24 protein-coding genes are annotated in these 25,380 nt (G+C 40.1%); 19 read left to right on the top strand and 5 right to left on the bottom strand.

Features of this window, described 5'->3' with window-relative positions; translation table 11 throughout:
• Positions 1 to 88 precede the first annotated feature (88 nt).
• From metG to FEDK69T_RS03540, 4 genes are read left to right on the top strand one after another with little or no spacing between them, the layout of a single operon-like run.
• Positions 89 to 2,149, top strand: a complete 2,061-nt coding sequence (metG, locus tag FEDK69T_RS03555) for a methionine--tRNA ligase (RefSeq protein WP_023572775.1) — start codon at positions 89 to 91, stop codon at positions 2,147 to 2,149.
• Between the two features lie 60 nt (positions 2,150 to 2,209).
• Positions 2,210 to 2,896: an HAD family hydrolase gene (locus tag FEDK69T_RS03550; RefSeq protein ID WP_023572774.1), complete on the top strand. Its 687-nt coding sequence runs from the start codon at positions 2,210 to 2,212 to the stop codon at positions 2,894 to 2,896.
• On the top strand, positions 2,896 to 3,525 hold the full coding sequence (locus FEDK69T_RS03545) for a chloramphenicol acetyltransferase (protein WP_035630638.1): 630 nt from the start codon (positions 2,896 to 2,898) through the stop codon (positions 3,523 to 3,525). Before FEDK69T_RS03550 ends, FEDK69T_RS03545 begins: the two co-directional genes overlap by 1 nt.
• A complete protein-coding gene (locus FEDK69T_RS03540; RefSeq protein ID WP_023572772.1) occupies positions 3,526 to 4,425 on the top strand; it encodes a histone deacetylase family protein in 900 nt (299 codons plus the stop codon). It abuts the gene before it with no gap.
• A 452-nt stretch (positions 4,426 to 4,877) separates the two neighbouring features.
• On the opposite strand, the gene FEDK69T_RS03535 is transcribed toward FEDK69T_RS03540, so the two are convergent.
• Positions 4,878 to 5,204: a single-stranded DNA-binding protein gene (locus FEDK69T_RS03535; RefSeq protein ID WP_023572771.1), complete on the bottom strand. Its 327-nt coding sequence runs from the start codon at positions 5,202 to 5,204 to the stop codon at positions 4,878 to 4,880.
• 395 nt (positions 5,205 to 5,599) lie between these two features.
• On the opposite strand from FEDK69T_RS03535, the gene FEDK69T_RS03530 reads away from it, so the two are divergent.
• The 6 genes from FEDK69T_RS03530 to FEDK69T_RS03505 all read left to right on the top strand — a co-directional run bounded on the left by FEDK69T_RS03530 (position 5,600) and on the right by FEDK69T_RS03505 (position 10,938).
• Positions 5,600 to 6,154: a YfiT family bacillithiol transferase gene (locus FEDK69T_RS03530; protein ID WP_023572769.1), complete on the top strand. Its 555-nt coding sequence runs from the start codon at positions 5,600 to 5,602 to the stop codon at positions 6,152 to 6,154.
• Between the two features lie 3 nt (positions 6,155 to 6,157).
• Positions 6,158 to 6,538, top strand: a complete 381-nt coding sequence (locus FEDK69T_RS16075; RefSeq protein WP_051385061.1) for a hypothetical protein — start codon at positions 6,158 to 6,160, stop codon at positions 6,536 to 6,538.
• The gene (locus tag FEDK69T_RS03520) at positions 6,516 to 7,145 is read left to right on the top strand and encodes an NUMOD4 domain-containing protein (protein ID WP_035630639.1); all 630 of its coding nucleotides are present in this window, start codon (positions 6,516 to 6,518) and stop codon (positions 7,143 to 7,145) included. The genes FEDK69T_RS16075 and FEDK69T_RS03520 overlap by 23 nt, the downstream gene beginning before the upstream one ends.
• A complete protein-coding gene (locus FEDK69T_RS03515; protein WP_023572767.1) occupies positions 7,132 to 7,959 on the top strand; it encodes a Rossmann-fold NAD(P)-binding domain-containing protein in 828 nt (275 codons plus the stop codon). The genes FEDK69T_RS03520 and FEDK69T_RS03515 overlap by 14 nt, the downstream gene beginning before the upstream one ends.
• Before the next feature lie 64 nt (positions 7,960 to 8,023).
• Complete coding sequence (locus FEDK69T_RS03510) at positions 8,024 to 8,884, top strand: DMT family transporter (RefSeq protein WP_051385069.1); 861 nt, start codon at positions 8,024 to 8,026, stop codon at positions 8,882 to 8,884.
• Between the two features lie 110 nt (positions 8,885 to 8,994).
• Positions 8,995 to 10,938: a S9 family peptidase gene (locus FEDK69T_RS03505; RefSeq protein WP_023572765.1), complete on the top strand. Its 1,944-nt coding sequence runs from the start codon at positions 8,995 to 8,997 to the stop codon at positions 10,936 to 10,938.
• 61 nt (positions 10,939 to 10,999) lie between these two features.
• Here FEDK69T_RS03505 and FEDK69T_RS03500 read toward each other — a convergent pair whose 3' ends face one another.
• On the bottom strand, positions 11,000 to 13,057 hold the full coding sequence (locus tag FEDK69T_RS03500; RefSeq protein ID WP_023572764.1) for a M13 family metallopeptidase: 2,058 nt from the start codon (positions 13,055 to 13,057) through the stop codon (positions 11,000 to 11,002).
• 225 nt (positions 13,058 to 13,282) lie between these two features.
• On the opposite strand from FEDK69T_RS03500, the gene FEDK69T_RS03495 reads away from it, so the two are divergent.
• The 3 genes from FEDK69T_RS03495 to feoB all read left to right on the top strand — a co-directional run bounded on the left by FEDK69T_RS03495 (position 13,283) and on the right by feoB (position 16,399).
• The gene (locus FEDK69T_RS03495) at positions 13,283 to 13,957 is read left to right on the top strand and encodes an SCO family protein (protein ID WP_023572763.1); all 675 of its coding nucleotides are present in this window, start codon (positions 13,283 to 13,285) and stop codon (positions 13,955 to 13,957) included.
• Between the two features lie 99 nt (positions 13,958 to 14,056).
• A complete protein-coding gene (locus FEDK69T_RS03490) occupies positions 14,057 to 14,293 on the top strand; it encodes a FeoA family protein (protein WP_023572762.1) in 237 nt (78 codons plus the stop codon).
• Between the two features lie 3 nt (positions 14,294 to 14,296).
• Positions 14,297 to 16,399 carry a ferrous iron transport protein B gene (gene feoB / locus FEDK69T_RS03485; RefSeq protein ID WP_023572761.1) on the top strand — a complete coding sequence of 701 codons (2,103 nt, stop codon included), beginning with the start codon at positions 14,297 to 14,299 and terminating at the stop codon, positions 16,397 to 16,399.
• Positions 16,400 to 16,528: 129 nt separating this feature from the next.
• On the opposite strand, the gene FEDK69T_RS03480 is transcribed toward feoB, so the two are convergent.
• Genes FEDK69T_RS03480 through FEDK69T_RS03470 form a run of 3 tightly spaced genes read right to left on the bottom strand, consistent with a single transcriptional unit; the run spans position 16,529 to position 19,481 of the window.
• On the bottom strand, positions 16,529 to 16,924 hold the full coding sequence (locus FEDK69T_RS03480; protein WP_023572759.1) for a hypothetical protein: 396 nt from the start codon (positions 16,922 to 16,924) through the stop codon (positions 16,529 to 16,531).
• A gap of 11 nt (positions 16,925 to 16,935) precedes the next feature.
• Entirely contained in the window at positions 16,936 to 18,819 is a 1,884-nt protein-coding gene (locus tag FEDK69T_RS03475; RefSeq protein ID WP_023572758.1) for an Nramp family divalent metal transporter, read from the bottom strand.
• Between the two features lie 5 nt (positions 18,820 to 18,824).
• Positions 18,825 to 19,481, bottom strand: a complete 657-nt coding sequence (locus FEDK69T_RS03470; protein ID WP_023572757.1) for a metal-dependent transcriptional regulator — start codon at positions 19,479 to 19,481, stop codon at positions 18,825 to 18,827.
• Positions 19,482 to 19,581: 100 nt separating this feature from the next.
• Between FEDK69T_RS03470 and FEDK69T_RS03465 the strand changes: the two genes are divergently transcribed.
• The 6 genes from FEDK69T_RS03465 (at position 19,582) to FEDK69T_RS03440 (ending at position 25,304) form a co-directional block, all read left to right on the top strand.
• Positions 19,582 to 21,804: a TonB-dependent receptor gene (locus tag FEDK69T_RS03465; protein WP_023572756.1), complete on the top strand. Its 2,223-nt coding sequence runs from the start codon at positions 19,582 to 19,584 to the stop codon at positions 21,802 to 21,804.
• A complete protein-coding gene (locus FEDK69T_RS03460; RefSeq protein WP_023572755.1) occupies positions 21,805 to 22,278 on the top strand; it encodes a thioredoxin family protein in 474 nt (157 codons plus the stop codon).
• A 68-nt stretch (positions 22,279 to 22,346) separates the two neighbouring features.
• A complete protein-coding gene (locus tag FEDK69T_RS03455) occupies positions 22,347 to 22,757 on the top strand; it encodes a BrxA/BrxB family bacilliredoxin (RefSeq protein WP_023572754.1) in 411 nt (136 codons plus the stop codon).
• An 84-nt stretch (positions 22,758 to 22,841) separates the two neighbouring features.
• Positions 22,842 to 23,576: a lysophospholipid acyltransferase family protein gene (locus FEDK69T_RS03450; RefSeq protein ID WP_023572753.1), complete on the top strand. Its 735-nt coding sequence runs from the start codon at positions 22,842 to 22,844 to the stop codon at positions 23,574 to 23,576.
• Between the two features lie 4 nt (positions 23,577 to 23,580).
• Positions 23,581 to 24,579, top strand: a complete 999-nt coding sequence (locus FEDK69T_RS03445; protein ID WP_023572752.1) for an acyl-ACP desaturase — start codon at positions 23,581 to 23,583, stop codon at positions 24,577 to 24,579.
• An 80-nt stretch (positions 24,580 to 24,659) separates the two neighbouring features.
• The gene (locus FEDK69T_RS03440; protein WP_023572751.1) at positions 24,660 to 25,304 is read left to right on the top strand and encodes an HD domain-containing protein; all 645 of its coding nucleotides are present in this window, start codon (positions 24,660 to 24,662) and stop codon (positions 25,302 to 25,304) included.
• Positions 25,305 to 25,380 lie beyond the last annotated feature (76 nt).

Raw genomic sequence — 25,380 nt, 5'->3', positions numbered from 1 at the left:
TCCAAGCAGAAATCAGACAGAAAATTTCGCTTAAATTCGTGAATTCATACACAATAGATTATTTTTGCATCCAAATTGACGCAATTTTATGATACAAGATCCGAAAAGATATACGATTACTGCCGCTTTACCTTATACGAACGGCCCAATTCACATTGGACACCTTGCCGGTGTTTACGTGCCTTCCGATATTTATGCCCGTTTCCTACGTATGCAGGGAAAAGATGTGGCCTTCATCTGCGGAAGCGACGAACATGGTGTGGCGATTTCAATGAAAGCCAAAAAAGAAGGAATTACGCCGCAACAGGTAATCGACAAATACGACGGAATCATTCGTAAATCGTTTGAAGATTTCGGAATTTCTTTTGATAATTATTCGCGTACTTCCGCTAAAATTCATCATGAAACTGCTTCTGAGTTTTTCAGAAAATTATATGACGAAGGAAAATTCATCGAAGAAACGACCGATCAATTATACGACGAGAAAGCCGATCAGTTTTTAGCGGATCGTTTCGTAACGGGAACTTGTCCGAAATGCGGCAATGAAGAAGCGTACGGCGACCAATGCGAAAAATGTGGTTCGTCCTTAAATGCGACCGATTTAATCAACCCTAAATCAACTATTACCGGAACAAAACCGATTTTAAAATCGACTAAACACTGGTTCTTACCTTTAGACCAATATGATGCGTTCTTAAGAGAATGGATCCTGGAAGGTCATAAAAACGACTGGAAACCAAATGTGTTTGGTCAGGTAAAATCCTGGTTGGAAGACGGTTTACGCCCTCGTGCGGTAACCCGTGATTTGGATTGGGGTATCGACGTTCCGGTGGAAGGAGCGGAAGGCAAAAAACTGTACGTTTGGTTTGATGCACCTATCGGATACATTTCCTCTACAAAAGAATGGGCGGCCAGAGAAGGAAAAGACTGGGAACCGTACTGGAAATCAAAGGACACGAAACTGGTTCATTTCATCGGAAAAGACAATATCGTATTCCATTGCGTGATTTTCCCTGCGATGCTAAAAGCAGAAGGAAGTTACATCTTACCTGATAATGTACCGGCTAACGAATTCCTGAATCTGGAAGGAAACAAATTGTCTACTTCCAAAAACTGGGCGGTTTGGCTACATGAATACTTGACCGACTTCCCTGAAAAACAGGATGTATTACGTTATGCCTTAACGGCCAATGCTCCGGAAACCAAAGACAACGACTTTACCTGGAAAGACTTTCAGGCAAGAAATAACAACGAATTGGTGGCCATCTTCGGAAACTTTATCAACCGAGTTGTGGTATTGACCAATAAATATTATAATGGTGTTATCCCTCAGCCGAATGCACTGACGGAAATAGACGAAGCAACGCTAACGGAACTGAAAGCTTATCCGGCGGTAATTGCTTCTTCTGTGGAAAGATACCGTTTCAGAGAAGCGTTAAGCGAATTGATGAATGTGGCGCGTTTGGGCAATAAATATTTAGCCGACGAAGAGCCGTGGAAAATCATCAAGGACAATCCGGAACGCGTACAGACGCAAATGTATGTAGCATTACAAATTGCGGCTGCTTTAAGCGTGTTAGCAGAACCGTTCTTACCGTTTACGGCAAACAAATTAAAAAACATCTTAAAACTGAATAATACTTTCAGCTGGAACGATATTTCCAACATATCCGATTTACTTCCATCAGGACATCAGATTGGAGAAGCGGAATTGTTATTCGCTAAAATAGAAGACGACGAAATTCAAAAACAAATTGACAAATTGGAAGCAACTAAAGTAGCCAACAAAGCAGAAAACGCTAAAGCCGAGCCACAAAAAGACATCATCACCTTTGAAGATTTTGCCAAAGTGGATTTACGTATCGGAACCATCATCGAAGCCGAAAAAATGCCGAAAGCCAACAAGTTATTGGTTTTAAAAGTAGATACTGGAATTGATGTGCGTACGATTGTTTCCGGAATCGCAGAACATTTCTCTCCGGAAGAAGTAATCGGGAAACGCGTTACTGTTTTGGTAAACTTAGCGCCAAGAGCCCTACGCGGCGTGGAGAGTGAAGGTATGCTTTTATTGTCCAACACAGCAGAAGGCAAACTGGTTTTCGTGAATCCGGATGCAGAAGGCGTGATTAACGGAGCGATGATCAGCTAAAATCAAACATACAACCCTTTCAAAATAAACATTGAAAGGGTTTTTTAATATCAATAAGCTATGGATGTGAAAGTAATCGCCTTCGACGCCGACGACACTTTATTCATTAACGAACCTTATTTCGAGGAAACAGAAAGGAAATTTTGCGGCATGATGAGTGATTATCATTCGTATCAGACGCTGTCGCAGGAATTATTAAGAACTCAGGTGGATAATCTTCCTTTATACGGCTATGGGATTAAAGGCTATATCCTTTCCATGATCGAAACAGCCATAAAAGTTTCTGATGGGACTATTGGTTCGAAAGGGATTCAGAAAATCACCGAACTGGGCAAAGAACTGATTCAAAAACCAATTGAACTGTTAGACGGTGTAGAAGAAACACTCGAAGCCCTTCACGGAAAATACAAATTGGTGGTAGCGACCAAAGGCGACCTGAAAGACCAGCAACGCAAACTGCACGATTCGGGTTTGGGTCCTTATTTTCATCATATTGAAGTGATGGCCGACAAACAGGAACTCAATTATGAAAAATTATTGCAGCGCTTGGAAATCCAGCCGGAAGAGTTTTTTATGATTGGAAATTCATTAAAATCAGATGTACTTCCAGTATTAAATATTGGTGGCTATGCCGTTCATGTACCCTTTCACACTACCTGGGCGCATGAGAAAATAGACCACGAAATCGTGCATCCGAAATTCAAATCAGTTTCAAAAATCACGGATGTTTTACCATTACTAATATAATGAAGCACAAATTAGACCTTTCGAGCTGGAACCGTAAGACTCATTTTGATTTTTTCAGCAAATTCGACGAACCTTTTTTTGGCATTACCGTAAACATAGACTGTACCAAAGCCTATGAAAAGGCAAAACAAAACAAAATTTCATTTTTCATTTATTATCTGCATAAAACATTATTGGCGATAAATGCGATTGAAAACTTCCGTTACCGGATTATTGACAACGAAGTGTTTATTTATGACACGATCAATGCGTCGACAACGATAATGCGCGATGACACTACGTTTGGATTCTCCCTGATAGACCATTTTGAAGATTTGTACGTTTTCAGTGAAAAAGCCAAACTTGAAATAGAAAGGGTACGCACCACCGATGGCCTTATAACCCGTGATTTTAGCAGCCACTATAACCTGATTCATTTTTCGTCACTTCCTTGGGTGAATTTCACTTCCATTTCTCATTCGAGAAGTTTTTCGTATCCCGACAGTTGTCCGAAGATTTCTTTCGGGAAAATGATTGAGGAAAACGGCAAAAGAAGCATGGCTATGTCGGTTCACGTACACCATGCTTTAATAGACGGTTACCATGTTGGGCTTTTTGTGGAAGAACTACAGAAACAAATGGATTCCTAAATGTTCCCGATTGCATTTCACCCTATTTACAAACATCCGTTGCCGGAAGGACATCGCTTCCCTATGATTAAGTATGAGTTGTTGCCACAACAGCTTTTGCACGAAGGAACCGTTTCTGCCAACGCCTTTTTCGAACCGGGTTTACCGGATATGGAACACATTCTTGCAGTTCACCAAAAAGAATACGTTACCGATTTAATCAACCTAACTTTAGATCCACGGGCCGTTAGAAAAATAGGATTCCCGCTTTCTGCAGAATTGGTGGAACGAGAATTACGCTTGTCTCAGGGAACCATAGTCGGAGCTGAAAAAGCGCTTCAGACTGGCATTGCTTTTAACATAGCCGGTGGAACCCACCACGCCTATTCCAACCGGGGAGAAGCTTTCTGCCTGCTGAACGATCAGGCTATTGGCGCACAATATCTATTAGACAAAAAACTAGCCAAAAAGATTTTAATTGTAGATCTGGACGTACATCAGGGAAATGGAACTGCAGAAATCTTCCGGAACAATGACAGTGTGTTTACCTTTTCAATGCACGGAAAGTCCAATTATCCCTTTAAAAAAGAAACTTCCGATTTGGACATCGCGCTCCATGACCATACAGATGACGAAAAATATATTGAAATCCTGCAGAACACTTTGCCTTATCTCATTGAAAAACAAAAACCGGATTTTATTTTTTACCTGAGCGGTGTGGATATTCTGGCTTCTGATAAGTTGGGAAAACTAGGATGCAGTCTGAACGGATGCAAAAATAGAGATGAAATCGTTTTTTCCCTTTGCAACAAATACCAAATTCCGGTACAAGTGAGCATGGGAGGTGGATATTCCCCGGATATTAAGACCATTATCGAGGCCCATGCCAATACGTATCGCATGGCAGTTTCAATCTATTAAAAAAAAACAAACCACCAGCAACTGCTGATGGTCTGTTCAACTTAAACTACATTCAAAACCTCCATAAAATCATTCCCACATTTTTCAATTTTTTTTGCTCCAAAACCAATATGTTCTTAGAAGCTTCCTTATCTTATTGAACACTAAAAGCAATGTTTATTAACTCTGAATTTTAACATATCATAAATTTAGTCATATTAAAATCTTCTGCTTTTTAGCGCTCCTTTATTTTTAAGCATTCCAGCACATAAAAACTAACTGGAGTCAGGTCCTGATTCCTCTACAGCCTTTGAGGTTTCTTTCACTTTCGTTTGATATTCTTAATGGTGTAAAACAGACCTGTGCGATTCCTCTGTCGGACCCACAAAATGGCTTACTGATTTTAGAAACTTGACCTGTTACAGAAAATAAGACGGAACAACACCGGCAGTTAATAACCAAATCAGCATGGCTTATTTATTTCCCAAAAGCAATACTTCGCTGGCAACGATCTCAGTTATGTATTTTTTATTACCCTCTTTATCGTCATAGCTTCGATGGGTCAGTTTGCCTTCGATACCTATTTCCTTTCCTTTGGAAACGAATTTCTCGATGATCTCAGCTGTCTTGCCCCAGGCAGTAACCCGGTGCCATTCGGTTTGTTCAACCTTATCCCCCTTTTCATTGTAGTAAAAATCATGGGTGGCAATAGTAACGTTGGCTACTTTACGATCTCCGTTGATGGTTTTCACTTCCGGATCCTGACCCACGTTTCCGATTAATTGTACTCTGTTTTTCATGGCGTATAAAATTTAAATGTTTCTGTGAAAAATTCTGTTCGATTTATGATTGTATGATTTCAACGGGGCAAAATTGTAAAATTGTACGAAAATTATTCGGTTGTAAGTCGTTTACTGTTGTTTGTAACCATTTGCTGTCGTTTATTTTCAGGAATTTTCTTATTTTTGCATTAATAAAATTCATCATTATTACGGATAAAAGTTACTTATTCTATTTACTTTCCTGACAGCCATATCACAATAGAGAGGTTTAAACAAGAACAATAGATTCATTTACAAACGTTCTTCTTAAAAAGAAGACCTACAAAAACACTCACAGTACAGAGTTGGAAAATAAAATCCACAAAAAGTACGTTGGTAGTCTGCCGTCAAATTGAAAACAAAATATAAACGCCATGAATTCTATCCCCAAAATAGAAAAACTCAAATTTCCTATAGGCCGATTCGCCTGTCCTGAGGAGATTACAAAGGATCATCTTGAAATCTGGAAAAAAACCATTAGAGAATTTCCGAAGGAATTAAAAAATACAACTGAAAATCTTTCAGCAACCGAAAAGAACTGGAAATACCGCCCGGATGGCTGGAGCATTAAACAGGTTATTCATCATTTAGCCGATAGCCACATAAATGCCCTCATTCGTCTGAAACTCACTCTCACGGAAGACACTCCGGTAATCCGGCCTTATGAAGAAGCACTTTGGGCGGAACTGACAGACGGTGACCAGGACGACCTTCAATCTTCCCTAAAAATCATAGAAGGCGTTCACGAACGCTGGTCGGCAATACTGGAAAATCTCAAGGAAAACGATTGGAATCGTATGTACTATCATCCCCAGCATCAGCGCTTGTTTTCTGTCAAAGAGGGATTAGGTATCTATCATTGGCATTGCAAACATCATTTAGCACACATCGAACAGGCTTTTTCTTACAAAGGGGCATTTAATTTTTAAGAAATGAAAAAGTGTTTAGAATGTGGTGATTCCTTTTTTGGAAGGGAAGACAAGAAATTTTGCGGAGACGGATGCAGGAATTCTTACAATAATAAAATAAATAAGGATTCTACGAATTTGATGCGGAATATTAACAATAAGTTACGAAAAAATTACCGTATTTTGTCTGAATTAAACCCCGGTGAAAAATCAAAAACCACACGGTCAAAATTGATCGCCAAAAATTTTGATTTTTCCTTTTTCACATCAGTGTACCATACAAAAAATGGCCACACTTATTATTTTTTATATGACCAAGGCTACAGGGCGATAGAAAATGAGGGGTTTATATTGGTGAAAAAAGACAATAATTTGTGTGATTATGATACGATTTTATCCCGATGAAGTGTTCAAAGAAATTCCTGAAGAAGTATTCAAACATCCTGATGTAGAAAAAAAATTTGAATTCCGGTATGCGCTTTCCAATTATGGTCGTTTAATGAGTTTTACCGACAACATGAAACACGGAAAATTGTTGAAAGGCACTTTAACGGATGGCTATCGCACGCTCCGTTTATACTACTCGAACAAAGGCAAGAGGATACAAAAAGCCGTACTGCTCTACAAACTGGTTGCCGAACTTTTCATACCAAAAACTTCCGAAGACCAGCTGTATGTGATTCATGTCGATCGTAAGAAAGACAATGACCACGTTAAAAACCTGAAGTGGGTTAACTACGAAGGCAAAATGGAACACTACAGAAGCAGCCCCAAAGTGATTGCCGCTAAAAAGAAACTGATCGAACACAACATCAAAGCCAACGGATCGAAATTAACGGAAACAACTGTAATTCGTCTTAAAAAAATACTGCTGGACCCCAATCGAAAAACCCGAATAAAAATCCTTGCCAAGCAGTTTGGCGTGAGTGAAATGCAACTATACCGCATCAAGTCAGGAGAAAACTGGGGACACATAAAGGTCAACATCAAACCTAAGAATGAAAACCAATAAACCGAAAATAGCTGTACTGGGTTGCGGATGGTTAGGTTTCCCGCTAGCCAAAAAATTATTTTCAGAAGGATTTCCCGTAAACGGATCGACTACTTCCGAGAAAAAAATCACCTTATTAAAAGAAAACGGAATAATCCCGTTTCAGATAATTTTAACCGAAAACGAAACACAAGGCGCTGTTTATGCTTTTTTGGAAGATTCAGAAATCCTGATTATCGATATACCGCCAGGTCTGCGTCATGCAACTACTGAAGGCTCAGTCAAAATTTTTGTTTCCAAAATCGAAAGAATGCTTCCCTATATTGAAAAATCGTCAGTACAAAAAGTGATTTTCATTAGTTCCACATCGGTTTATCCTGATACCAATAAAACCATAACGGAAGAAACTGTTCCGGATCCCGATAGTGAAAGCGGGAAACAATTGGTTGCAGTTGAAAAAATTCTGCAACAGAATCCCAGTTTTAAAACAACCGTAATTCGTTTCGGCGGACTCATTGGTTCCGACCGACATCCAATAAAAATGCTGGCCGGAAAACAGGACCTCAGCAATCCTGGTGCCGTTATCAATTTGATCCACCAGGAAGACTGCATTGGCATTATTATGAAAATTATCGAAGAAGATGTATGGGACGAAACCTTTAATGCCGTGACGCCTTTCCATCCGACGCGACAAGAGTATTACAGTAAAAAAGCCAACGAAATGAAGCTGTTAATTCCTACATTTGTAAACGATAAACCTTCCATAGGAAAATATATCTCAAGTGAGAAAATCGAGAAGGTTTTAAAGTATTCATTCCGGAAAAACAACCTGTAACGTGCTCAAAATCTTTAACCTTCATCTGACTGCCAAAAACAAACTGCAATCAATCGGATTGCCAATGGCAGCGCTGATTTGGGTAAGCTTCTTTTGGGGAACGACATGGTTGGCTTCCAAGGAAGGCGTAAAGCACATGCCGGCATTACAACTGGCAGCGATTCGTCAGTTTTTAGGAGCAAGCATTTACATCTGCTATTTTCTAATCAAAAGAACACCTTGGCCTAAAGGAAAACAGTGGAAAACTATCGTTATCTTAAGCATATTAAACTTTACGCTCAGCAATGGCTTGAGCACATGGGGCGTGAAATACATTTCCAGCGGATTGGGCGCTATCATCGGTGCCATGTTTCCGTTGTGGATTGTAATTATAAGCCTTTTCAGAGGCGAACGATTATCTAAATGGGCCATCCTAGGAATGGTTATCAGTTTTGGTGGGGTATGCTTAATTTTCTATGATTATCTGGCCGATTTCCTGAAACCGGATTTTCAATTCGGGATCTTCCTTTCGGTGTTAGCAACATTTACCTGGGCTTTCGGAAGTTTGTACACCAAAAAGAAAGCCGCCAGCTTTAACCCTTATTTCAGTTTGGGATTACAAATGTTAATCTCCAGTATTTTGCTTTTCGCTTATACAGGCGCTACGGGAACCTCAGTAAGCTTAACCGAAATTCCGGCCGCTTCCTGGTGGTCCATCGGTTATCTAGTCGTATTTGGTTCAGTCTTTACGTTCATCGCTTTTATTTATGCGCTGCAACATTTGCCAGCCGAGATAAGCAGTGTATATGCCTATATCAACCCGATTGTGGCTGTTTTATTAGGCTCCCTTATTTTTGACGAACCACTAACATTAATGATTGGCATCGGCGGAAGCGTCACACTTTTTGGCCTTTATCTCGTAAACCGTTCGATACGTCGGAAATAAAAAATCTCAATCAACTGGCAATATTCATCGAGAAATCCTTATACCCTAATTATCTTCTTTTCTTTAGAATTTATTCATTACATTGTAGAATAAAAAACATTCAGTAAATCATGAAAAAACCAAGGATCAGTTTGCTTGCATTACTCCTCGTACTTTCAGTGCAGGCGCAGGACAAAAAGAATTTGATTTTACCCAACGAAAATTTAATTACTGAAAACATTGCTGATATCCCAAAAGAGTTAGCGAATCAGGTAAAAAAATATTCTGAAGCCAGAGGGGCCGCATTGGTACAAGTCCATCCTTTAAAAAATGAAATCATTATTGCGACCCGCTTCGGATCTGTCAACCAGTTGCACAAAGTGAGCCAACCAATGGGAGCAAGAAAACAAATAACCTTTTTTGATGAACCTGTAGGCAATGCCAGTTATGAACCGACCAAAGGCGACTATCTGATTTATTCCAAAGACAGTGGCGGAAACGAATTCGGACAGCTTTACAAATTGGATTTAAAAACATTACAATCCACATTGCTTACTGATGGCGGCCGTTCCCAAAATGGCGGTATAACCTGGAAAAAAGACGGCTCTGGATTTTATTTTTTATCCACAAAAAGAAACGGTGGCGACAGGGACATCTACTACATGAATCCCAACGATCCGAAATCGGTCAAATTGGTTTTGCAAGTAAAAGGTGGTGGCTGGGGCATTCAGGACATTTCAACGGACGGTAAAAATTTATTAATCGGCGAATATGTTTCGGCAAATGAATCGCATATCTGGATGCTTAATACTGAAACCGGAAAATTAACCGAAGTGTCCAACAGAGCCGATAAAAGCATCGTTCAGACAACAGCCAACTTCTCAAACAAGGCTGACGAAATCTGGTATCTTACCGATAAGGACAATGAATTTCAGCGCTTGGCAACATTCAATCTGAATACAAAAAAAACAACGTACCACACTACAGCTATTCCGTGGAATGTTGAAAGTTATTCGCTGTCCGAAGACAAAAAACAGATGGCTTTTACCACCAACGAAGGAGGATTATCCAAATTATTTTTTATGAATCCCATATCAAAAACCTATAAGGAAGTAAAGAATATTCCAACAGGGTTAATTGGCGGAATGGCGTTCTCAAAAGACGGACAGAATTTATTCATCACACAGTCTACCGCCGATTCCTCATCGGATGTATATAAACTTACCTTGAAAACCAATAAAACAGAACGTTGGACAGAAAGTGAACTGGGAGAAATGCAAAAAGAAGACATGTCCTCACCGAAATTCATTGAATGGAATAGTTTTGATAATTTGAAAATTTCGGGTTTCTATTACCCCGCTTCATCAAAATTTACCGGAAAAAGACCTGTTTTAATCAACATTCACGGAGGACCGGAAGGACAATCCAAAGCTTCATTTTTAGGCGCGAATAACTATTACACAAACGAAATGGGCGTTGCTGTAATCAACCCGAATGTTCGTGGATCTTCCGGTTTTGGCAAAACGTATATTGCAGCAGACAATTGGTATTTAAGAGAAAATTCAGTGAAAGATATAGGTGCTCTTTTAGATTGGATAGCGCAACAACCGGAATTGGACAAAGACCGAATCATGATTATGGGAGGTAGTTATGGCGGCTACATGACCTTGGCCACTGCTTTTCATTATGCGGATAAAATCCGTTGTTCTGTAGATATCGTTGGGATCTCCAATTTCAATACTTTCTTAAAAAACACTGAAGAATACCGCCGTGATTTGCGCAGAGTAGAATATGGCGATGAACGAGATGAAAAGATGCGTGCCTTTTTCGATAAAATCTCACCCCTTAACAATACCGATAAAATCAAAAAACCTATGTTTATCATTCAGGGAACAAACGATCCCCGCGTGCCGGTTACCGAAGCGACTCAAATGCGGGACAAACTAAAAGCGCAGGGAAATACGGTTTGGTATCTGGAAGCAAAAGATGAAGGACATGGTTTCTCGAAAAAAGCTAACGTTGATTACCAGCGTTTAGCAGTAATTCGCTTTATGGAAGAATATTTGATAAAGTAATATTTCAATAAAAAATCCCAAGTTTATAAGCTTGGGATTTTTTATATCTACTATGAAAGGATTACCAAATTTTCACTCGGTTTTCCGGTTTTACGTATAACTTCTGACCTTCTTTAATATCGAAAGCCTGATAGAATGAATCAACATTCTGCAACGGGACATACGCGCGGAACATACCTGGTGTATGCGGATCGGTTTTCACCTGATTCTTGATTGCTTCATCTCTCATTTTTGAACGCCAAATAGTTCCCCAAGAAATGTAGAAACGTTGTTCCGGAGTATATCCGTCAATCAAGCCCGGATTTCCTTTTTTCTTCAAGGCGATTTGTAAACCGTCATAAGCAGCGTTTACACCTCCTAAGTCACCAATGTTTTCACCTAAGGTAAATTTACCGTCAACAAAAGTACCAGGAAGCGGCTCTAAAGCGCTGTACTGAGCAGCTAAAGCCCCACCAAGACCTGTGAATTGTTTTAAATCGTCTTCAGTCCACCAATTTACCAAATTACCTTCAGCATTGTAACGCGCTCCTGAATCATCGAAACCGTGTGAGATTTCGTGACCGATCACAGCTCCGATTCCACCGTAATTTACAGCATCATCTGCTTTATAGTCGTAGAATGGCGGCTGTAAGATAGCGGCAGGGAAAACGATTTCATTATAAGATGGATTGTAATATGCATTTACCGTTTGCGGCGACATACCCCATTTGGTTTTGTCTACCGGTTTTTTCAAATCGGCGATATTTTCTGCGAAGCCCCATTTAGCAACATTTTTCATGTTATCAAAGTACGATCCGCCTTGTTCAACTCCTTTGATTTCCAAACTGGAATAATCTTTCCATTTGTCAGGATAACCAATTTTGATGTTTACCTTATGTAACTTGTCGATAGCCCCCTTACGTGTAGCCGGTGTCATCCAAGGCAGGTTGTTGATGCGGTTTTCAAAAGCAAGGAATACATTATCGATCATCTCTTTTGCTTTCGCTTTTGCCTCAGCCGGGAATTTTTGCTCCACATACAATTTTCCTAAAGCCTCACCCACTGTTCCGTTAACCACCTGTAAAGCTCTTTCCTCACGAGGACGCTGCTTTATGGCCCCAGTCAAAGTCTTGCTGTAAAACTCCCAGTTTGCCGTTTCAATATCGGTTGTCAATACACCGGTAGATTTGTTGATTAACATCCAACGCATGTAAGCTTTCCAGTCCTCTACTTTGTTTGCTTTGAAAATACCTTCCAATGCCGTCATATACTTTGGTTGGGAAACGATCAAAGAATCAATTTTTCCGATTCCAACACCAGTCAAATAGTTATTCCAGTTTACTGAAGGCGTTAATTTCTGCAAATCGGCTACAGACATTGGGTTATAAGTTTTTCTTCGGTCACGACGCTCAACACGATCTAAACGCGGACGAGCCATTTCCGTTTCCAAAGCCAAAACTTTTTCCGCCTGAACTTTAGCATCAACCGGCTTTACTCCTAAAAACTGAAGCATTCTGGCTACGTGAGCCACATACTTTTCACGTTTTTCTTTAGAGTCTTTATCATCAGAAACGTAATAATCCCTGTCAGGCAAACCGATGCTTCCTGTTCCAAGGTATACGACATTGCGGTTACTGTTCTTTGCATCAGCACTGATTCCGACTCCGTAGAAACCTAAACCTCCCTGAGGTTCCATTTCAATCAGCAACTTGTTTACATCAGAGATGTTTTTCACCGCATTGATCTTAGCCAAATAAGGCTTCAAAGGTGTGATGCCCAATTTGTTTCTGCTAACGGTATCCATATAGGTTTTGTACACGTTAACCGCTTTTGCCTGATCGGATTTCGGATCAAGCTTTTTGTTGGCTGCCGCAGCCTTTAAAATAGCCAAAGCATCGTTATCTGTATTCTGGCGCAGTTCATCAAAACTTCCCCAACGCGTTTTGTCTGCCGGGATTTCCGTTTTGTCATACCATGCTCCGTTTACATAACGAAAGAAATCATCTCCCGGTTTTACGGATTTATCCATCAAATCTAAGTCGATTCCCGGATTTTTAATTTTCGGAGCTTGCGCAGATGCATCCAGGCAAAGCATTGAAAAAACGGCAAGCGAACCTGCAGCTACAATGTTTTTTTTCATAAGTCAATAATTTGTTTTTGTTTTTTGGAAACCGAAGCAATTTCATCATTGAGATTTCAAATCATAAATCACTCACAGTCAAATAGGTATCACATCTTCTCAATTTGTTACACCAGAAGTCAAATTTATGAATTATAACATACGTTAAAAATATTTAACACATTGTAATAAAACGTTTTGCCTTATTTTTTGTTACAAATTGTACATTTGCAAAAAAAAATACGCATGCTTTCTTTTTTTAAAAAATACATCCCTTTTTTCATCATACTCGGAATCATATCCGTTATCATCATTGGTTTATTTTATACTGCACTAAAGCCTAAGAAAACTTTACCCATCTACACGCCTTCCATGGTGAATCCGGAATTGGTCGATTCTACCATTCAGCACATTGCCAATAAAAACGAACACCATATTGCCGATTTTGCTTTTACCAATCAGAACGGGGAAACCATTACGCAGAAAAATTATGAAGGCAAGATTTATGTGGCCGATTTTTTCTTTACCACCTGCCAGACCATCTGCCCGATGATGACCGATAACATGTCCTGGTTACAGCAACAAATCAAAGACAATCCGAAAGTAATGCTGCTTTCGCATTCGGTTACCCCGGATATTGACAGTGTATCTGTTTTAAAGGAATATGCTATAAACAAAGGCGTTATCGACAGCAAATGGAATCTGGTTACCGGAAATAAAAAAGATATTTACTACATCGCCCGAAAATCTTATCTGGCAGTAAAAACCGGAAGACCGGAAGAATTGTATGATATGGTCCACACCGAAAATTTCGTGTTGGTAGACAGTAAACAACGCGTACGCGGATTTTACGACGGCACCAAAAAAGAAGAAGTGGAACGCTTATTGGCCGACATCAATTTCCTTAGCGAAGAAGAATAACAGCTAAACATATCTTAAATTTAAGCAAAATTGACTTTTATCACCTTTTCAAACGTTATAATCCTTATTTTTGCAATCTAAATTCAATCTAAATAAAGTTTGACTCTTACCTTAGCACAACTGCAACGCAAACAAAAAGCCGTCATTCGAGATTTTAACGTCGATGAGATTCCGTTGAAATTAATCGAAATGGGCTGCTTACCCGGAAACGAGGTTACGCTTTTACAAGTGGCTCCGTTTGGTGATCCGTTGTACGTTACTGTTAACGACAGTCATGTGGCTATTCGATTGGAAACTGCAAAAGAGATTTGTATTGAAATCATAGAGGAGCCCTGATTTATGAACCGTAATACCATAAAAGTAGCCTTAATTGGAAATCCGAATGTTGGAAAAACTTCCGTCTTCAATGAATTGACAGGACTAAACCAGCAGGTAGGTAACTACCCAGGAATTACCGTTGATAAAAAAGTAGGTTTCGCAAAACTATCCGAATACAGCAAAGCAACAATTCTTGATTTACCCGGCACCTACAGCCTGAACGCAAGTTCGATGGATGAAAGCGTGGTAATCGAGTTGCTTATGAATAAAAATGACGCCAATTTCCCAGATGTGGCGGTCGTGGTTTCCGAAGTGGAAAACTTAAAGCGAAACCTGTTGCTTTTCACACAGATTAAAGATCTGGAAATCCCGACAATTTTGGTGATCAATATGTCCGACAGGATGACTGCGAAGGGTATTTCCTTAGACATTCCGTTTTTGGAGGAACAACTTAAAACCAAGATTGCACTGGTAAGTTCCCGAAAAAAAACCGGGATCGAAGAGTTAAAAAAACTGATTATCAACCATCACGAGCTTCCTACGGAACCGTGTTTGAACGCATCCAGCATTGATCCCGAATATTTCGACAATCTTCGCCGTGCGTTCCCGAATCAGTTACTATATAAATTATGGCTTGTTATCACGCAGGATGTAAATTTCGCGAATCTTCACCGTAATACCATCGAAGCCAATTCGTTTGCCAAACCGCAGGCCGAATTAAAAAGGCTTCAGCAAAAAGAGACTGTTAAACGCTATCAGTTTATAAATGATACGCTGAAAATTGGTTACACCGTAGATAAATCGAAAGCAACCGATATCAGAGAACGGATAGACAGAGTGCTCACCCATAAAGTTTTCGGCTACGTCATTTTCTTCGCCATAATGATGCTGATTTTCCAATCGATTTTTGATTGGTCCAGTATCCCGATGGATTTTATTGACAGTAGCTTTGCGAGTTTAAGCACGTATGCCAAAATTCATCTCCCAGCCGGCGTTTTAACCGACCTGATTTCCGAAGGAATTATCCCAGGCTTGGGTGGTATCATTATTTTCATTCCGCAGATTGCCTTCCTATTCCTGTTCATTTCGGTCTTGGAAGAAAGCGGGTATATGAGCCGTGTGGTTTTCCTTATGGATAAAATCATGCGAAAATTTGGTTTGAGCGGAAAAAGCGTTGTCCCGTTAATTTCAGGAACTGCCTGCGCTATTCCGGCTATTATGGCAGCCCGTAATATTGAAAACTGGAAAGAACGACTGATAACAATTTTGGTCACGCCTTTCACCACCTGTTCGGCACGTTTACCAGTTTATGCCATCCTGATCTCATTAATTGTACCAGAAAAAAGACTTTTCGGAATATTTAATATGCAGGGATTAACCTTAATGACCTTGTACCTGCTAGGCTTTGGAATGGCTATATTTTCAGCCTATATTTTAAACAAAATCCTTAAAATAAAATCGCACTCCTACTTTGTGGTGGAAATGCCAAGTTACAAAGTGCCGATGTTCAAAAACGTAGCCATTAACGTAGTTGAAAAGACAAAATCGTTTGTTACAGGTGCCGGAAAAATCATTTTAGCACTGTCGGTTATCTTATGGTTTTTGGGTTCTCATGGTCCGGATGAAACCTTCCATGACGCTGAAAAAATCATCACCACACAATTGCAGAACAAGGAGGTTTCCGGGGATAAAGACGATTTGGTAGCTTCTTATAAGTTAGAAAACTCTTATATAGGAATTGTCGGAAAATCCATTGAACCTATTATCAAGCCTTTGGGTTACGACTGGAAAATCGGAATCGCTGTGGTAAGTTCTTTTGCCGCGCGTGAGGTTTTCGTGGGATCGCTGGCCACCATTTACAGCGTGGGAAGCCATTCTGACGAAGAAACGACTATTAAAAACCGAATGGCCGCCGAAATACATCCGATAACCGGAACGAAAATTTTCAATCTGGCCACCGGCGTTTCGTTACTGTTTTTCTATGCCTTCGCCATGCAGTGTATTTCAACATTGGCAATCACCAAAAGAGAAACAAATTCGTGGAAATGGCCAATGGTACAGTTGCTTTTTATGAGCGGTTTTGCTTATACTGTCTCGCTAATTGCATATCAAATACTAAAATAAGATGATTGATTTTCAGGAAATAGTCGTTTACTTACTATTGGGATTTTCCCTTGCGTTTCTATGGAAGAAATTCGTCGGAAAAAAGAAGAAGAACAGTAAAAATTGCGGAAGTGACAACACCTGTTGTAACTAATAAACCAGTTTGATGTAATACTCTTCCGGACGTATTTTTACACCGTCTTTAGGATAAGGCAAAACTTCTATTGTTTTAAGCCCCTTCTTGCTTTCAGGGAGATGGAGAACAAACCAATCTTTAATGGCTTCGGAAGTATTCTTGTTCAGTGTGAATTGTACCTGTTCCGCCACTTTCCCATTTTCGTACGCTGCTACTTCAAACATAACTTCTCCGGCCCAAACACATTCCACACCCTCGGGACAACGGGAATCATTAATAACTTTTACCAAAACGATTTCCTTTCCGGATTTTACATCCAGTTTCTGGTTGATGATATCACCCTTAATTTTGGTTGTGCCGCACGTTGCCATCAAAAGTCCAATACTGTAAACTAATATTTTATTTTTCATTGCTAAACTATTTATTGATGCTGAATAATCAACAGCGGAATACGAATACTATGACGAACTGCATTCACAGTAGTTCCGAACAACATATCTTTAAACCAGTTATGACCGTGCGCACCAAGAATCAGAATATCAAAATCGCCTTCGTTAACCATTTTCGGAATGCTGACCTTCGGAACTCCGAAATCCAATTGCACATTTACCTTATATCCTTTTTCTTCCAAAGCGGCCTTGTATTTTTCCAGATAGCCAAGATCGCTTGTCGTCTCAAAATCCGCGATTTCATCACCATACACCATTGCCCCAACCGATTCCACTACGTGCATAATCGTGTACTGGGCTTCCTTGCCTCCCAACTGCAAAGCACTTTCAATACTTTTCTGATCGGTTTTCGAAAAATCCAATGCGATGGCTATTTTCGAATAAACGATAGGTTTTTCGGCTTCCTTCACTACAATCTCTTTTATATGCGGCACCAAAGTTGGTGTTGCCATACTCTTTTCAATAAAAGGTTTGACAATAATATAGATTAAAAGCAATGCAGCCGCAACAGCTAACGGAACCACAAAAACCCAGATATAAACAGGATTCTCGGAGGTTTCAATCCAACCTTTGATTTCGTCAAAAACCAAACGGGCATTAAGCGAAACTATTACCAAAGCGATTAACCACGCTGCAATTTTAGTATATTTACCAATGGCGAAACCTCTCATTTTTTTATCATCACTTACAAAATGGATTAAAGGGATAATAGCAAATCCCAATTGCAGACTCAAAATTACCTGACTTAAAATTAGTAATTTTCCCGTTGCGGATTCTCCAAAATACACTATCGCGATAAAAGCCGGAACAATAGCAATCAAACGTGTAATGATTCGGCGTACCCAAGGCTGAATCCTCAGATTCAGATACCCTTCCATCACAATCTGACCCGCCAACGTTCCTGTAATTGTCGAACTCTGCCCTGCCGCAATCAAAGCAACTGCGAATAACGTAGGTGCCCAATGACTTCCCAATAGCGGTTCCAAAAATTTATAGGCATCCTGAATTTCGGCCACATCAAACATTCCGCTCTTATAAAAGGTAGCCGCAGCCAAAATTAAAATCGCGGCATTTACCAAAAACGCCAGATTCAGCGCAATTAGCGAGTCAAAGAAATTATATCGGATAGCCTGCTTAACCCCACTTGCGGTTCGGTCGAATTTTCGGGTCTGAACTAAAGACGAATGCAGATAGAGATTGTGTGGCATAACCGTCGCTCCAATAATTCCGATAGCAATATACAAAGCGGTGCTGTTCGGAATAGAAGGAACCATTCCTTTGGCGATTTCTGTAATTTCCGGTTTGGCCAGAAACATTTCCACCAGAAACGAAAGTCCGATAATCGCCACCAGCACTATAATAAACGCTTCCATTTTCTTAATTCCCTTGTTCATAAGGAAAAGAAGCAGGAACGTATCCAACATGGTGATGCTCACGCCCCAAAGCAATGGGATTTCAAAAAGTAGCTGCAAACCGATGGCCATTCCTAAAACTTCAGCCAAATCACAGGCAGCAATTGCGATTTCGGCTAAAAAATACAATACGAAATTCACCGGTCGGGAATACGTATCACGGGAAGCCTGTGCCAAATCACGCTGGCGGACAATCCCCAAACGAGCACTCAGACTCTGAAGCAATAAGGCCATGATGTTCGACATCAGCAAAACCCAAATCAGAGTATAGCCGAACTGACTTCCCCCGGCGATATCGGTCGCCCAGTTCCCCGGATCCATATAACCAACGCTCACCATGTAGGCCGGCCCGAAGAAGGCTAGTATTTTTTTCCAGATCGAAGTATGATGAACAACCGATACCGATTCGTGTACTTCTTCTAAAGATTTTGTTTTTGTTGTCATCTTGTTTATGAAACGATTTTTGCAAAAAGATTACTTGCAATTTTATTCGAAATAATCATATGTTTCTTTTCCACTTCAATGGTCAGCGACATATCGAAACTTTCTTTTGCAATTATTTTTATTTTAGAGCCTAAGGCAATCTGCTGTTTATCCAAATATTGTAAAAAACTCGATGACGAATCTTTTACGCCAACACAAATTCCGGTTTGTCCAACTTCAAACTCCGACAACAACTGTTTTTCAACTTTAACGATATTCCCATTTCGATCAGGGATTGGATCGCCGTGCGGATCTTCAGTCGGAAAACCTAAAAAAGCGTCCAGTTTGTTTATCAGTTTTTCCGATTTAATGTGTTCCAGCTCTTCAGCTACATCATGCACCTCATCCCAAGCGAAATCCAACTTTTCCACCAGAAAGACTTCCCATAAGCGGTGCTTTCTCACAATCATTTTGGCTGCCAGCAATCCTTTATCGGTTAACATGACACCTTGATATTTCTGATAAATTACCAATTCCTTCTCCGCCAATTTTTTTATCATATCAGTCACAGACGAAGCCTTACTTTCTACCATGCCTGCAATAGCATTGGTACTCACGCCCTGTTTTTGGGTTAACGAAAGATGATATATCGCTTTCAGGTAATTTTCTTCAGAATATGTCATTACATTTTTTTTACGTTTCCAAAAATACAAATTTTTTTAATTCAAAATATATTTTTAGTTTTGCCTAAATTTTTATTTACACACCGACTAAAATATAATTGTGAAAAATCTAATTTACATAAGTTTCCTTTTATTGACTATCGCAACCTTCGGACAAACAACTCTTAAAGGAAAAGTTACGTCCTTAGGTCTTCCGATTGAACTGGCCAACGTCTCATTACACAAAACCAATATGAGGACCGCCACCGACAGTCTGGGTAATTACAGCATAAACAATATACCCAAAGGCAATTATGAAATCGTGGTATCTCACTCCGGATTTCGACCGGTCAGAAAAAAAATAATGCTTTCAGACACGACAGAAATCATCATGGATTTTGATCTGAAAGAAACCAATTCGCTGGACGAAGTCGTGGTAACCGGAACCCTGAAAGCGGTAAATCGTTTGGAAAGCCCCGTACCGGTAGAGGTCTACAAACCCACTTTTTTCAAAAAAAATCCAACGGCTTCCATTTTTGAAGCCCTGCAAAACGTGAACGGCGTGCGCCCGCAATTGAATTGTAATGTCTGCAATACAGGGGATATTCACATCAACGGTTTGGAAGGGCCTTATACTTTGGTTCTTATCGACGGAATGCCGATTGTGAGCGGATTATCAACGGTATACGGACTTTCAGGAATTCCGAATTCGCTTTTGGAACGTGTTGAAATCGTAAAAGGGCCTGCCTCATCGCTCTACGGAAGTGAAGCCGTGGGCGGATTGATCAACATCATCACAAAAAATCCAAAAAACGCACCCCTTGTATTTGCCGACGCTTTTGCCTCAACTTGGGGCGAAGTCAACGCGGATATAGGTTTTAAAGCGAATATTAACAACACTGCTTCGATATTGACCGGTATAAACTACTTCAACTATAGCAATCCCATCGACAACAACCACGATAATTTTACCGATGTAACTTTACAGGATCGTATTTCCGTTTTCCAAAAATGGAATTTCAAGCGCAAAAGCAACAAACTCTTTTCCATGGCCGGACGTTACTTCTATGAAGATCGTTGGGGAGGCGAAATGCAGTGGGAGAAAAAATATAGAGGCGGCAATGAAGTCTACGGTGAAAGCATATACACCAAACGCTGGGAGTTATTAGGCGCTTATGAACTTCCTGTTTCCGAAAAAATGCTGTTGACCTATTCATACACGGACCACGATCAGAATTCAGTCTATGGTGATGTTCCTTTTTTGGCGCAACAGAAAATTGGTTTTGGTCAGCTTACCTGGGATAAAAAAATCAACCGTCATGATTTGCTTTTCGGAACGGCCATCCGCTATCAGTTCTATAACGACAATACCCCGGCTACCGCAACTTCTGATGAAAACTGGATCCCCAGCCTTTTTGCTCAGGATGAAATCCGTTTGGCAGCAAAACACACTGCGATGCTAGGTATCCGTTACGATTACAATGATAATCACGGAAACATTTTCACGCCGCGTCTGGCCTACAAATGGGCGCCGGATGACAGTTCGATTTTACGATTTAATGCCGGTACCGGATTCCGAATCGTAAATCTGTTTACCGAAGAGCATTCGGCGTTAACGGGTTCAAGGGACGTAGAGATCCTCGAGGATTTAGAGCCGGAACGTTCCTACAACCTGAACATTAACTATTTAAAGAAATTTTATTCCAAAGACGGGGATTATATCGCTTTGGAAACCTCTGCCTGGTATACCCATTTTACCAACCAGATCACTCCGGATTACGATACAGATCCCAACAAGATTATTTATAAAAACCTTAACGGATATGCCGTTACCAAAGGAATCAGTGTAAATGCCGATGCCGTTTTCCAAAACGGGCTGAAAATCATTTTAGGAGTCACTTTCATGGATGTAACTAAAACGGAACATGGCATAACAACCGACCAGATACTCACGGAAAACTTCTCTGGAACATGGGCTGTTTCTTATCGCCTTAGAAAATTATACCTCGACATCGATTACACGGGAAATCTTTACGGTCCGATGCGCTTGCCGTTAGCTGGTGATTTGGATCCAAGGAAAGAATACTCGCCAACCTGGAGCATCCAGAACATCCAATTCACTTTCAATAAGTTAAAAAACTTTGAATTGTATGGCGGAATCAAAAATTTATTAAATTGGACCCCGAACAAAGGCAATCCGTTTATCATTGCAAGGGCGGAAGATCCGTTTGACCAGCACCTAGATCAGAACAATCCGTACAATCTAACCTTCGATACCGGTTATGTGTATGGTCCGAATCAGGGAATCAGAGGCTTTTTCGGATTGCGCTATACGTTAAAATAAATGAAACAACTCAATCTCGTACTTTTCTTTTTCTTTTGGGCAACGCTGAACAGTTTTGCCCAATTGAAAACATATTCGTTTGAAGAAGCCGAAAAATTAGAGCAACAGCAGCCCAAACCCATTTTTGTATTTGTTCATACGTCATGGTGCAAGTACTGTAAAATGATGGAAAACTCCACGTTTAAAAATCCGGAGGTCATTCAGTTGCTCAATGATAATTTCTATTTTGTTTCCCTGGATGCCGAAAGTAAGGAACCCATTGTAATCAAAGACCGGACATTCTCCTATAAACCGAAAGGCAAAAACACAGGCATACACGAATTGGCCGAGGAACTCGCCACAGTTGATGGCAATATAAGTTATCCTACGTTTTCAATCCTGGATCAAAACAACGCGATTTTGTTACAGATCAGTGAATTTACCGATGCCAAAACCATGATTGTTTTACTGAAAGAAGCCGCTGATTTTCATTAACAACATTCTAACAAAAATTACAATTTTACTTTGTAACTTTGCGGCACATTAACTTAGAAATTTAAATTATGTATCCAGAAGAAATGGTAAGACCGATGCGTGCTGAATTGACAGAAGCCGGTTTTCAGGATTTATATACCGCTGAAGAAGTTGAAAACGCTTTAGCTAAAGAAGGAACCACATTGGTAGTAGTAAACTCGGTTTGCGGTTGTGCGGCAAGAAATGCACGTCCGGGAGCAAAAATGAGTTTAGACAACAGTAAAAAACCAGACAATTTGATTACGGTTTTTGCAGGTGTGGATAAAGAAGCGGTTGATGCTGCCCGTCAGCACATGTTCCCGTTCCCTCCTTCATCACCAAGTATGGCTTTATTTAAAAACGGAGAGTTGGTTCACATGTTAGAACGCCATCATATTGAAGGCCGTCCTGCGGAATTAATCGCGGAAAACCTTAAAGACGCATTCAACGAGCACTGTTAATACGTAAAAAAATCACAATTGAAGCCACGTTTTAACGTGGTTTTTTTATTTAATGCCTTATCTTTGTAGCAAATACCACGATAAATGCAAAAATTAATATCGTATCCAATATCTGTTGTTTTCTATGTGGCTTTTGTGTTATGCCTGGTGATTTTTCACCCTATACAATGGATATGTTTAAATTTATTTGGTTATCAGGCACACAAGAAAAGTGTCGATTATCTGAACTTTTTACTTGTAAAGTGTACCAATATTTTGGGAACCACTTATCATGTTAAGAATATAGATTTGATTCCGAAAAACGCTCCGGTTATCTTTGTAGCCAACCATCAGAGTTTGTATGATATTATCGGGATGATCTGGTATTTACGCCGTTCACATCCGAAATTTGTCAGCAAAAAAGAACTGGGCAAAGGAATACCAAGCGTATCATACAACCTGCGTCACGGAGGTTCTGTCTTAATCGACAGAAAAGACCCTAAACAAGCCTTACCCGTAATTAAAGGTTTAGGCGAATATATAGAAAAACACCGTCGTTCTGCCGTAATTTTCCCAGAAGGGACACGAAGCAGAAACGGGGTTCCGAAACGTTTTTCGGAAAATGGAATAAAAATTTTGTGTCGCTATGCGCCATCAGCGTATATCGTACCTGTAACAATAAACCATTCCTGGAAAATGCTCCGCTACGGAAAATTTCCGATGGGATTGGGCAACCGATTACAATTCACCATTCATGAACCTATAGCTGTTAAAGACCATCCTTTTGCAGAACTAATGGAGAAGACAGAAAATGCAGTGGTTCAAGGAATAAAAAAATAAAGTTATGTCAGTACAAAATGTGCGTCTGGAAGTGATGCAATTTCTGGAAAAGGATATAGACACTTTCGTAGAAAACTATCTTATCCCGGTTGAACAAATTTGGCAGCCGACCGATTTATTGCCGAATTCAGAAAAAGATACTTTCCTGGACGAAGTTACCGAATTACGTGAGTTAGCCAAAGATTTACCCTATGATTTCTGGGTAGTTCTTGTTGGCGATACCATCACGGAAGAAGCCCTCCCTACCTATGAATCCTGGTTAATGGATGTTGAAGGCGTAAATCAAAAAACGCCACACGGAGATAACGGCTGGGCAAAATGGTTACGTCACTGGACCGGTGAAGAAAACCGCCATGGTGACTTACTGAACAAATACCTGTATTTATCAGGCCGCGTGAACATGCGTGAAGTAGAAATGACTACACAGCATTTGATTAACGACGGTTTCGATCCGGGAACCGACCGTGATCCATATAAAAACTTCGTGTTTACCAGTTTTCAGGAATTGGCAACCTACATTTCCCACAATCGCGTAGCACAATTGGCTAAAAAATACGGTGATAAAAAACTGTCTAAAATCTGTAAGATTATTGCCGGAGACGAAATGCGCCACCATTTAGCATACAGCGAATTCGTGGATCGCATCTTCAAAGTGGATCCGAGTCAGATGATGCTGGCCTTCGAATATATGATGAGACAAAAAATCACTATGCCGGCCAACTTGATCCGTGAATCCGGAGAAAGCATTGGAACGGCGTTTGAGAAATTCTCAGAATCCGCACAGCGCATCGGGGTTTATACTGCAATGGATTATATTGAAATCCTTGAAAAATTAAACGAGAAATGGCAAATCGACAAAATCACCAACCTTACGGATGAAGCCGAAAAAGCACGTGATTATCTGTTGAAATTGCCTGCAAGAATGACCCGAATCGCAGAACGTATGGTAGTTCCTACCGAAGAGAAAATCTTCAAATGGGTAACACCGGCTTTGGTAAAATAATCTCTTTGACAGTATAGAATAAAGAAAATAGAACAAAAAATCCTTTCCCAACCGAAAGGATTTTTTTAATCCTTAAAGCAATGACACTGATAGACAGCACCATCCAATTTGTAAAACAGCAACTCGAAAATGCCGAAGGAGGCCACGACTGGTTTCATACCCAACGTGTTTACAAAAACGCGCTTCTGATAGCCCAAGACGAAGATTGTGATTTGACCGTGGTAAAATTAGGCGCATTGCTCCATGATATTGCTGACAGTAAATTTCACGACGGCGATGAAAGTATTGGCCCTAAAACTGCCCGTGCATTTTTAGAAAGTCAAAATGCGGAGAAAGCCGTTATCGTACATGTGATTCACATTATTGACAACATTTCGTTTAAAGGCGGCAATTTTGAAAAGGAATTTCATTCCAAAGAATTGGATATCGTTCAAGATGCCGACCGATTGGACGCGTTGGGTGCTATTGGCATTGCGCGTACCTTCAATTATGGTGGATTCAAAAACCGACCTTTATACAACCCAAACATTCAACCTAAACTTGGAATGAGTAAGGACGAATACAAAAACAGCGAAGCGCCAACACTAAACCATTTTTACGAAAAACTACTGTTGTTAAAAGACAAAATGAACACCGAAACCGGAAAGAGACTCGCTGAACAAAGACATGCGTATATGCAAGGTTTTTTAGCAGAGTTTTATGCGGAGTGGGAAGGGGAGAGATAGTCACCAATATTCAGCGTTCAGTATTTAGTATTTAATTGCAGCGGACAGAAAATAAAAACGGTCATCAATTCTATAA

It is taken from the genome of Flavobacterium enshiense DK69 (assembly GCF_000498495.1).
Classification (GTDB): Bacteria; Bacteroidota; Bacteroidia; order Flavobacteriales; family Flavobacteriaceae; genus Flavobacterium; species Flavobacterium enshiense.
The sequence above is the reverse complement of the archived record's forward strand: the minus strand, read 5'-3'. Positions and strand labels throughout refer to the sequence as shown.

Coding starts and splice junctions, on each gene's coding strand:
- metG (WP_023572775.1), top strand. CDS start 89: ATGATACAAGATCCGAAAAGATATACGATTACTGCCGCTTTACCTTAT.
- FEDK69T_RS03550 (WP_023572774.1), top strand. CDS start 2,210: ATGGATGTGAAAGTAATCGCCTTCGACGCCGACGACACTTTATTCATT.
- FEDK69T_RS03545 (WP_035630638.1), top strand. CDS start 2,896: ATGAAGCACAAATTAGACCTTTCGAGCTGGAACCGTAAGACTCATTTT.
- FEDK69T_RS03540 (WP_023572772.1), top strand. CDS start 3,526: ATGTTCCCGATTGCATTTCACCCTATTTACAAACATCCGTTGCCGGAA.
- FEDK69T_RS03535 (WP_023572771.1), bottom strand. CDS start 5,204: ATGAAAAACAGAGTACAATTAATCGGAAACGTGGGTCAGGATCCGGAA.
- FEDK69T_RS03530 (WP_023572769.1), top strand. CDS start 5,600: ATGAATTCTATCCCCAAAATAGAAAAACTCAAATTTCCTATAGGCCGA.
- FEDK69T_RS16075 (WP_051385061.1), top strand. CDS start 6,158: ATGAAAAAGTGTTTAGAATGTGGTGATTCCTTTTTTGGAAGGGAAGAC.
- FEDK69T_RS03520 (WP_035630639.1), top strand. CDS start 6,516: ATGATACGATTTTATCCCGATGAAGTGTTCAAAGAAATTCCTGAAGAA.
- FEDK69T_RS03515 (WP_023572767.1), top strand. CDS start 7,132: ATGAAAACCAATAAACCGAAAATAGCTGTACTGGGTTGCGGATGGTTA.
- FEDK69T_RS03510 (WP_051385069.1), top strand. CDS start 8,024: ATGGCAGCGCTGATTTGGGTAAGCTTCTTTTGGGGAACGACATGGTTG.
- FEDK69T_RS03505 (WP_023572765.1), top strand. CDS start 8,995: ATGAAAAAACCAAGGATCAGTTTGCTTGCATTACTCCTCGTACTTTCA.
- FEDK69T_RS03500 (WP_023572764.1), bottom strand. CDS start 13,057: ATGAAAAAAAACATTGTAGCTGCAGGTTCGCTTGCCGTTTTTTCAATG.
- FEDK69T_RS03495 (WP_023572763.1), top strand. CDS start 13,283: ATGCTTTCTTTTTTTAAAAAATACATCCCTTTTTTCATCATACTCGGA.
- feoB (WP_023572761.1), top strand. CDS start 14,297: ATGAACCGTAATACCATAAAAGTAGCCTTAATTGGAAATCCGAATGTT.
- FEDK69T_RS03480 (WP_023572759.1), bottom strand. CDS start 16,924: ATGAAAAATAAAATATTAGTTTACAGTATTGGACTTTTGATGGCAACG.
- FEDK69T_RS03475 (WP_023572758.1), bottom strand. CDS start 18,819: ATGACAACAAAAACAAAATCTTTAGAAGAAGTACACGAATCGGTATCG.
- FEDK69T_RS03470 (WP_023572757.1), bottom strand. CDS start 19,481: ATGACATATTCTGAAGAAAATTACCTGAAAGCGATATATCATCTTTCG.
- FEDK69T_RS03460 (WP_023572755.1), top strand. CDS start 21,805: ATGAAACAACTCAATCTCGTACTTTTCTTTTTCTTTTGGGCAACGCTG.
- FEDK69T_RS03455 (WP_023572754.1), top strand. CDS start 22,347: ATGTATCCAGAAGAAATGGTAAGACCGATGCGTGCTGAATTGACAGAA.
- FEDK69T_RS03450 (WP_023572753.1), top strand. CDS start 22,842: ATGCAAAAATTAATATCGTATCCAATATCTGTTGTTTTCTATGTGGCT.
- FEDK69T_RS03445 (WP_023572752.1), top strand. CDS start 23,581: ATGTCAGTACAAAATGTGCGTCTGGAAGTGATGCAATTTCTGGAAAAG.
- FEDK69T_RS03440 (WP_023572751.1), top strand. CDS start 24,660: ATGACACTGATAGACAGCACCATCCAATTTGTAAAACAGCAACTCGAA.